Below are 8,120 nucleotides of genomic sequence, written 5' to 3'. Positions count from 1 at the left end.
CACGTAGAGATTCAGCGCGCCAAACGCGCCGCCGAGCACGAGGCAGGCCAGCAGCGCGCGCCAGTCGAGCAGGTCGTTCGCCGTGCCGAAGCCGAGCAACGTGTTGATTGCCGCGCCGATGCCACCTGCAACCGCGAGTGGCAGAACCAGCGGATGCGGCAACCGATCGGCGATGCGCGCGATCGTCCGCCGCGGATGCAGCCAAACCGACACGAACGGCGATTGCGCTGACGTCGTCACGGGCATGCTATCGGACATGGATCAACCTCGGTTCAGCACGGCCGTCTGGTGAGCCGCGCGCGACACGATCGCGTTCAATCACGCCGCGCGCGCAAGCGGAAGCGCGACGTTGTTAGCACAGCCCAATTAGCACAGGCCAAGCCTGCGCTAGGAGGGCGCAGACCGCTTCTTCCGCCACGGCGCGTCGTCCTCCCAATCGCCGGCCATGATCGAGCCGTAGGGGATCACCTCATCGACGACCTCGCCAAGCCCGAAGCGTGCGATCTGCGCCCGCACCGACGCCGCGTTCTTGTAGGCCTGCGGCAGCTCCGACAGATCGGGCTTGCCGCAATAGAAGCGGGCGTCGATGCCATCGGGCATCTCAGGCCGATGCGCGCGCAAAAACGCCTTGCGGCCGAGATTGCGGCCGGCGCCATGCGGTGCGAAGCCGAGCGCGTCCTTGTTGTCGCGATGCCCGAGGATCAGCACCGGCTCGGCCATGTTGAGCGGCACGATGGTGCGGCCGTCATCGTCGACCGAGAAGCCGGACCAGTTCGGCGTCGCGCCCTTGCCGTGGTAGAACAGGCCGTCGCTCTTGCGGAAGACGAAATTGTGCTCGTTCCAGAAGCGGTCGGCGACGGCGTTGCCGAGCCTGGCCGCGGCGAGATCGTGGATCGCATGATGATTGGCGCGCGTCCACAACCGCGCCGTCTGCAGCGCGTCCCAATAGGCGCGGCCATCGTCGCTCGACGCCTTGATCCAGGCGCTGTGCTCCGGGACCTTCGGCGCGTGAATCGCGGTGTGCCGCTTCGCCGCCGCCATGCCGCGCTTGTAGAGCTGCGCGCCGAAGCCGCGCGAGCCGTGATGCGTCACCAGCGCCGCCTGCCCGGTCGATTTGAGATGGCCTACGAAGGCAAAGTGGTTGCCGTCGCCCTGGGTGGCGAAGTGGCCGACCGCGAAGCGCTCCAGCCCCTTCAGGAACGGGTTGTCGTCGAAGCCGGCCATCACCTCGTCCGGCGGCTGGTGCAGCCGGTCGCGGCCGCCGGGACCGAAATGGGTCACGGCGTGAACGGCATCGAGGATGCGCCTGGGATCGTCCTTGCGCGCGAACACGGTCACCGCGACCGAGCAGCAGATGTCGGACGAATGGAAGCCCGGATGGATCGCGTCCTCGCAGGCCACCACGCCGCCGACCGGAATGGTGCCGAGCGCCGTGCCCGACGGGCAGGCGTCCGGCATCACGGCGCCGGCGACGATGGTCGGCACCCGCATCAGCGCATCCATGTGCTGGGTGACCGCCGCGACATTGGCGCGCTCGAGCTCGTTCTCGGCCTCGATCAGCATCGCGAACGGCACGCCATTGGTGCGCATCAGCGTCTCCGCCGGCTGCAGCGCCTGGAGGGCGGCGAAGATCGCATCATCGTCGGCGCCGTTGGCGCGCATGGCATTGGCCGCTGCCAGCCCGTCCTTGAACCAGCGGCCCGGCTTGAAGCCCCAGGTGATCAGAGTGTTTCCGTCGATCATGGTGGGTCTCGTGTTCGGTCGGATTCGTTTGTTGCCGCAGGTGGCAATTGCGTTCATTTGCGGAATGACGCGCAGGCTCGTAGCCCGGATGAGCGCAGCGACATCCGGGGACCGAAGATCAGCAGCGATGAACCCGCATGTCGCTTGCGCTCATGCGGGCTACCCTCAGCCGCTGCGCGACTGGCCCGAAACGACAGGAGGAGAAGATGCAGGCCTCTCCGCTCGTCATTCCGGGGCGCGCGAAGCGCGAGCCCGGAATCCATACGCATTGTGAATATATGAGCCCGACGCTTAGCTGCAGATTCCAGGATAGAGATCATCCCAGTTGGGATTGTTCTCCTCGATCAGCCGAATCTTCCAATCGCGCCGCCATTTCTTCAACTCCTTCTCGCGGGTGATGGCGGTGATGGCATCGTCATAGATTTCGAACCAGACGAGCTTGCCTATGTCATAGCGAGAGGTGAAGCCTGGCGCGACCTTGGTCTTGTGCTCATGGACACGACGGGCGAGATCTTTCGTAACGCCCAAATACAGCGTGCCGTGCTTCTTGTTCGCAAGGAGATAAACGTAGTACGTCATAAGCAGCCGGGGTTATGGATTCCGGGCTCGCGCTTCGCGCGCCCCGGAATGACGAGTGGACAGAGCCCGCATCCTCTCCTCCCCTCATTCCGGAGCAGCCGCTGAGCCCGGACTCCATACTCACAAAACCAAGCTGGTTTTTCAAATCCATCCTACAATCATCCCTTGGGGACGAGAGGCCGCCCGTAGGCGGCCTCTCCATTTGCTTACGCCGCATCCGGCGTCTTCAATCGCACCAGCCTGGTCAGCGGCGCATCGAGGCCTGCGCCGTCGCCGGCATGCAGGTCGATGCGGCCGACCTTCTCGACCAGGCGCTCCAGCGACTCCAGCTCCTTGAGGCGCAGCAGCAGCGGGTTCTCCTCCATCAGCCGGGCGGTGTTCAGGAGCGAGCGCGTCGCCGCGGTCTCCTCCTGGCGACGGATCAAGTTGGCCTTCGCCAGCCGCTCCGCCTCCACCACCTTGTTGACGAGGTCGCGGATCTCGCCGGGCAGGATCACGTCCTTCACGCCGAGCTCCGTCACCTCCACGCCCGAACCGTCGAGCCGCGCGCGCACGTAGTCGCGCAGCTCGGCATCGAGCGAGGCCTTCGCCGCCAGCACCTCGTCGAGCGTGCGTGACGCCACCGCCTCGCGGATCGCGAACTGCACCAGCCGGTACAGCCAGGCATCCACGTCGGGCGTGGTCGCCACCACGGCCTCCGCATCGACGATCCGCCGGAACGCCGTCAGCGTCACCCGCAGCGCGATGCGATCCTTGGTCAGCATCTCCTGCGCGGTGATCTCCAGCGCAGTCGGCCTGAGATCGAGACGCTTCACCTCGATCTTGCGGCCGACCGCCCAGAACGCGTGACGGCCCGGCGCCAGCCGCTCCGTCAGCCTGCCGTCGACGTGGAGCAGACCGGACTCGTGGTTCTCGACCACGGCCTCGGTGACAATGCCCGGGCGGTTGCGCTCGATCATCGCCAGATGCCGCGCGCTCACGCGCACGTCGCTGGTGATGTCGATCCGCTCGACCTCGACCTGCGTCGCCACCTTCCAGTAGACGCGGGTCTGCCACGGCGTCAGCAGATGCGCGGGCCGGCCGTCGAGGCTGACGATCGCGATCTCGTTCGCGCCCGTCTCCACCGCCTCGAACAGCTCCGCCGCGAGATCGGGCCGCGCCGCCTTCAGCACGGCGTAACGGTCAGCCGGGTACTCCGCCTTGACCACGTCGAACAGCTGCACGGTCAGCCGGTGCAGCGGATCGAGCAGCGCATGACGGCCGGGACCGAGCACGCGCACGAGCTGGCCGTCACGCCAGACCAGCGCCCGCTCGCCATCCGCCACCGTCTGCGTCTTCATCATCACATGCCAGCTCATGGCACTCTCCTTTCGTGCAAGGTCCGGACGGATGCCGGGCCGTGCTCTGTTGGCTGCCGGCCCGCCCCCGCAGCAGTTTAAAATTCAAAGGACGTGAGAACCGGACGGCGCTTCCTGCCTGAACCGAGCGGGCCGCGGCTTGAGCGTCGGGTGCGACCGGGCGCCTCTCGCATCTCACGACCACCGAAGCGGACGCGGCGATGCGCGAGCGGTCCCGGCCATACGCGACGCGGTATCCACCGCGGCACAGAGCCGGCTCTGCAGTGTCCTGATCAGGTCGCAATGACCGAGGCATTGCCCCGGAGCAGAGCGGCCGAACCGCAACTGAAGCGCGCGTCCGGTCCTCGTCAGAGGAAATTAGCTTGCACAGCTAACGCGCGGAGCGCTGGAGCGGGAGTCGAACCCGCGACCCGATGATTCACAGTCATCTGCTCTACCCACTGAGCTATCCTGGTGGTGTCGATCGGAATCGAACCGATGCCTTCGGAGTATCATCCCCGACGCTCTCCATGAGCTACAGACGCCGTCTTCGCCTTGACGGAACACGGGACCGGACACCGGGCCGCGCCAGTCGGGATCTCAGCGAGCCCGAACCAAAGTCGCAACGAAGGGTCGTGCTACTACACAGGTTCCGCATAGTGCGCAAGAGGATCATGCAAATAATTAGTTAGAAACCCATTGTTGCTGATCAGCTGCATCATTATACGGATTTGTACTAATCGGATTGCTGACCCGAAGATGGCATGCGACTGCGTAGCCCGGATGAGCGAAGCGACATCCGGGTTCACACGCGCAGCCGATGAGACCCCGGATGTCGCCCACGGCGCCGCCTGACGGTGGCGCCGTGGGCTCATCCGGGCTACGTTCATTTCACCGCTCGAGCTCAACGTCCCAATACAGATAATCCTGCCACGTCTCATGCAGGAATCTCGGCGGGAACAGACGCTGCGCGGCCATCAACTCGTGCCGCGTCGGCTCGAACGGCGGCCGCCACGGCTCGAGATGGCGCCGGTCCTTGCGCGCGTTGCAGGGACTGCAGGCCGCGACGATGTTTGTCCACGACGTCTCGCCGCCGTCGGCGCGCGGCACAACGTGATCGAACGTCAATTCGCCGTGGAGATAGCGGCCACCGCAGTACTGACATTCGAAACGGTCGCGCAGGAAGACGTTGAAGCGCGTGAACGGCACGCGCATCGCCGGCCTGACATAGTCGCGCAACGCGATCACCGACGGCAGCCGCATCGTGACGCTCGGGCTGCGCACAACGCGGTCGTACTCCGCGACGACGACGTGAGAGCCGCTGACCACGGCTCTGATCGCGTTCTCCCAGCTGAACACCGAGAGCGGGAAGTAGCTCAAGGGCTGGAAGTCGGCGTTGAGAACGAGCGCAGGGTTTGATGTAGACATCGTCGACCTCCTTTCTCGGCACGGGTCGGTTCATTGATGCTGCCGTCCCGCGGGACAGCCGACGTCGCTTGGCGCGTGCTCGGCGGTACCGCCATGGATGTAGTCGAGATAGATCTGCTTGGCCGCAGCCTCGCTGACGCCGCGGCACGCCATCACGATGCGCACGAAGGCGAGCGCCACCGGCGAGGACAGCGCTCGCGCGCAATCGAAAATCTCGGGGTCTTGTTTGGAGTCTTGGCTCGTCATGCGGGTCATCGGACCCTCCGCTCGATGTGCGGAGGGTGCGATCCCGCCGCCGATTACGCTTCTCTTGGAATTCGAAGTCCCGGCTTGGCCAGGGACAGTGCGAGATCGTCACGACCCTGACAGGCGCCCATCCCGAACGACATGCCGAACCAGCCGCGCGACCAGGTGAATGGCCGTTCGTTGGTGGCGACGTTGGCGAGATGTGAGCTTAGGCTCAACACGGTCGTGGTCCTCAGAGGAGCGCGCCTGACAGCGGCGGTCCGTTTTCGATGGGGCAGAGCTATGCGCAGAATTTTCCGAAGCCGTCAAGGCCGGAGCGTGAGCTGCAATCGTGGCTCGCCAGCGGACCGCAACGAATTTACAACAATCCAAACTGCCCGCCGGGCAAATCAGTTGCGGATTTTTCCTGATCAGGCCGCCCATCGGCGCCAATCGCGGGCCGCGACATGCGTGCGCGGAAGAACTCATTTGTTGAAGCCGTTCAATGGGATCAGCCACCCCAGCCGATCGACTGCAGATTTTCCGATTTTCAAAAATCGAAAATCATGCAATCTATGCCCGTCCCGCCCTCATGAGAGGGACGCTTCGCGATCGTCACGAACGTGGAGGGCGGGATGCGGTGGGCGCGCCGGTCGCAGCGTGAGCTGATCATGCGGACGAACGATCCGGCGCGCACGGCGAAGTCGTGATGTCCTGACACCCCGATGCTGGTGTCAAGGTCGAGAGCCCGACGTGCTCCGACCGATGGTGGCCAGACAGCCGGCGCACCAGGGAGACCACGTATAAGCCGTCAAGCCATCGCGCGGGGAATGCCGGATGATGCGGCTGAACCTGTGGTGACTGCCGCCTGCTTTTCTTGTTGCAGGCGGGCCATGGGTGAGGCCCTCACCCGGCATTCCCCGCGCCCTCTCCTGATTTTCGAGGGCGACTATACTAAGCAAGACTCGGGCATCATCGGCCGCGAGATGGCGATGTCATGACTCGGGCTGCAGCACTTGTAGACAGAAGCAGCGCCTCGTGTCCGTCGTCGATCAGCAATTTCGTCGAGAGGCGCGAGGCACCAACTTCGACGCGCTGCCCTTTTAAAACCGACAAGGAGGGGATGTCGCAAACCAGCTCAGCTCATCATTCCGGGACAGCCGCGCCAGCGGCTGGGCCCGGAATCCATACTCACGATCGTGGTTATGGATTCCGGGCTCAGCCCTGCGGGCTGCCCCGGAATGACAATGCGGAGAAAGTTCAGCTGATCACCAACGACGGAACGGGAGGATGCTTCCCCCTGCCCGGCTCAATCGATACGCGCGAGCACGGCGAGCTTGCGAATGCCCTTGTTCTTGTAGGCATCGAGGAAAGCGTAGTAGTCGCGGAACGAGACGCAGCCGTTGGAATCGCCGTTCGGCCCGAGCATGAAGGTGTGCGCCAGCAGGCCATTGCGGCCGTGGATGGCATCCTCGCCGCCGATCGGATTCAGACGCAGCGCCGGCACGCCATGGAACAGCGCCTCGCGCGGCTTCAGCTCGTAGATGTGCGGCGGGGTGACGCCGCGCATCTTGATCTTCTCCGAGCTCGGCTTGTCGAGGTTGTCGCCGAGGCCGGAATGCGCCTCGAGCTTGGTGCCGTCAGGCAGGTACACCGCCTTGGCCGAGATGTCGTAGACCGCGGTGCTCAGGTCGTAAGGCGGACGGCCGCCGCGGGTCGGATCCTTGGCAATCGAGGCGGTAATGTTGGAGTCGGCCGAGGCATAGGCCAGCAGGCCACCCTCCTGGTTCTCCGGCTTGCCCCACAGCTTTTCCTGGATCGAGTGGCGCTCGCCGGCAATCGACATCACCGCGGCCTTGGCGCGCTCGGTCATGGCGCGCAGCGAGAAGCCACCGCTCTTCGTATTCGCATCGGCGGCCTGTGCAGGCGCATCAGGCTGCGCCTTCGGCGGCTGCTTCGGATTGGTATTGGCGAGCGCCAGCTGCATCGGCGGCCGGACGTCCTTCTTGGGCGCCTCGGCGGCCTTCGCGGGCTCGGCCGGCTTGGATTCGATGGACTTGGATTCGACGGGCTTGGCCTCGGCCAGCTTCAGCTCGGGCAGCTTGGGTGCGGCGTCCGCAAGCCTGGGCAGCGGCGGCGCACCGGCGGACGCGTTGGAGGCGACGCCCTGCGGCACGGCTGCGCCGAAGCGGTCGTTGAACATCTGCGGCGTGATGGCAGCGACCGTCGTCGCCGGCGTTTCCGGGAAGGCCGAGAACGCGTCGCCCACGGCATCCGCCGCGCTGCGCGTGGCGATCCGCGGCGCCGGGCGCGTCACCGGCTCGTCCTGCTCGATGCTGCCCAACGTCGGATAGGCGTCGGCGGCGATGATCTTGGTGTAGACCATCACGGCGCAGCCGCCGATCAGGCACGCGACCGCCGCGCCACCGATCAATTTGTGAGAGAAAGCGACCAGGGAGGACTTCCTGCGGTTTCGTGCGGCCAACGCAGCTCGACTGTTACTCATTCACTCACGCCCGAACGAATACTCGAAAACTCTCGCGCGATGCGCCACGGACACCCGTCTTGCATCTCGCAGAAGCACCAAGCTTCATTAAGGCGACTTTTAGTTAAATGCTGATTAAGTTTTGGCAGATTAAGGGCGGGTTAACCATGAAGGTCTGTTTCGCCGTCAAAGAGGGCGGAAACAGGGCAAAATGGCAGACCGAAGCAATATTGCCCCACCGGGTCTTTCCGGGGCGGCAGTGTTCGCCACGCCGCCAAATCCGTAAAACATCGCAGACCGCGTTAACGATTGGGGTCCGGCGG

The 8,120-nt window shown here is 64.8% G+C and carries 7 protein-coding genes, 1 tRNA gene and 1 pseudogene; 1 reads left to right on the top strand and 8 read right to left on the bottom strand.

Annotated features, from left to right (window positions below):
* The 8 genes and pseudogenes from BRAO375_RS28740 to BRAO375_RS28700 form a co-directional block, all read right to left on the bottom strand.
* A pseudogene (locus BRAO375_RS28740) lies at positions 1–258 on the bottom strand (signal peptidase I); the annotation flags it as partial.
* A gap of 129 nt (positions 259–387) precedes the next feature.
* The gene (locus tag BRAO375_RS28735) at positions 388–1,743 is read right to left on the bottom strand and encodes an RtcB family protein (RefSeq protein WP_009030942.1); all 1,356 of its coding nucleotides are present in this window, start codon (positions 1,741–1,743) and stop codon (positions 388–390) included.
* A gap of 291 nt (positions 1,744–2,034) precedes the next feature.
* A complete protein-coding gene (locus tag BRAO375_RS28730; protein WP_009030941.1) occupies positions 2,035–2,322 on the bottom strand; it encodes a GIY-YIG nuclease family protein in 288 nt (95 codons plus the stop codon).
* A 206-nt stretch (positions 2,323–2,528) separates the two neighbouring features.
* Positions 2,529–3,680: a slipin family protein gene (locus BRAO375_RS28725; protein WP_009030940.1), complete on the bottom strand. Its 1,152-nt coding sequence runs from the start codon at positions 3,678–3,680 to the stop codon at positions 2,529–2,531.
* Between the two features lie 386 nt (positions 3,681–4,066).
* Positions 4,067–4,131: transfer RNA gene (locus BRAO375_RS28720), tRNA-His, on the bottom strand.
* 419 nt (positions 4,132–4,550) lie between these two features.
* Positions 4,551–5,087, bottom strand: coding sequence for an HNH endonuclease (locus BRAO375_RS28710; protein ID WP_009030939.1), 537 nt, complete (start codon positions 5,085–5,087; stop codon positions 4,551–4,553).
* A gap of 30 nt (positions 5,088–5,117) precedes the next feature.
* On the bottom strand, positions 5,118–5,342 hold the full coding sequence (locus tag BRAO375_RS28705; RefSeq protein WP_009030938.1) for a hypothetical protein: 225 nt from the start codon (positions 5,340–5,342) through the stop codon (positions 5,118–5,120).
* 1,279 nt (positions 5,343–6,621) lie between these two features.
* Entirely contained in the window at positions 6,622–7,818 is a 1,197-nt protein-coding gene (locus BRAO375_RS28700) for a DUF2778 domain-containing protein (protein ID WP_139031502.1), read from the bottom strand.
* A 107-nt stretch (positions 7,819–7,925) separates the two neighbouring features.
* Between BRAO375_RS28700 and BRAO375_RS38430 the strand changes: the two genes are divergently transcribed.
* Positions 7,926–8,120: hypothetical protein (locus BRAO375_RS38430; RefSeq protein ID WP_210161278.1), on the top strand; the 195-nt coding region annotated here is incomplete at its 3' end.

Source organism: Bradyrhizobium sp. ORS 375 (genome assembly GCF_000239775.1).
Lineage (GTDB): Bacteria > Pseudomonadota > Alphaproteobacteria > Rhizobiales > Xanthobacteraceae > Bradyrhizobium.
Note: the sequence above shows the minus strand (reverse complement) of the source record. Positions and strands in the feature narration are given on the sequence as shown.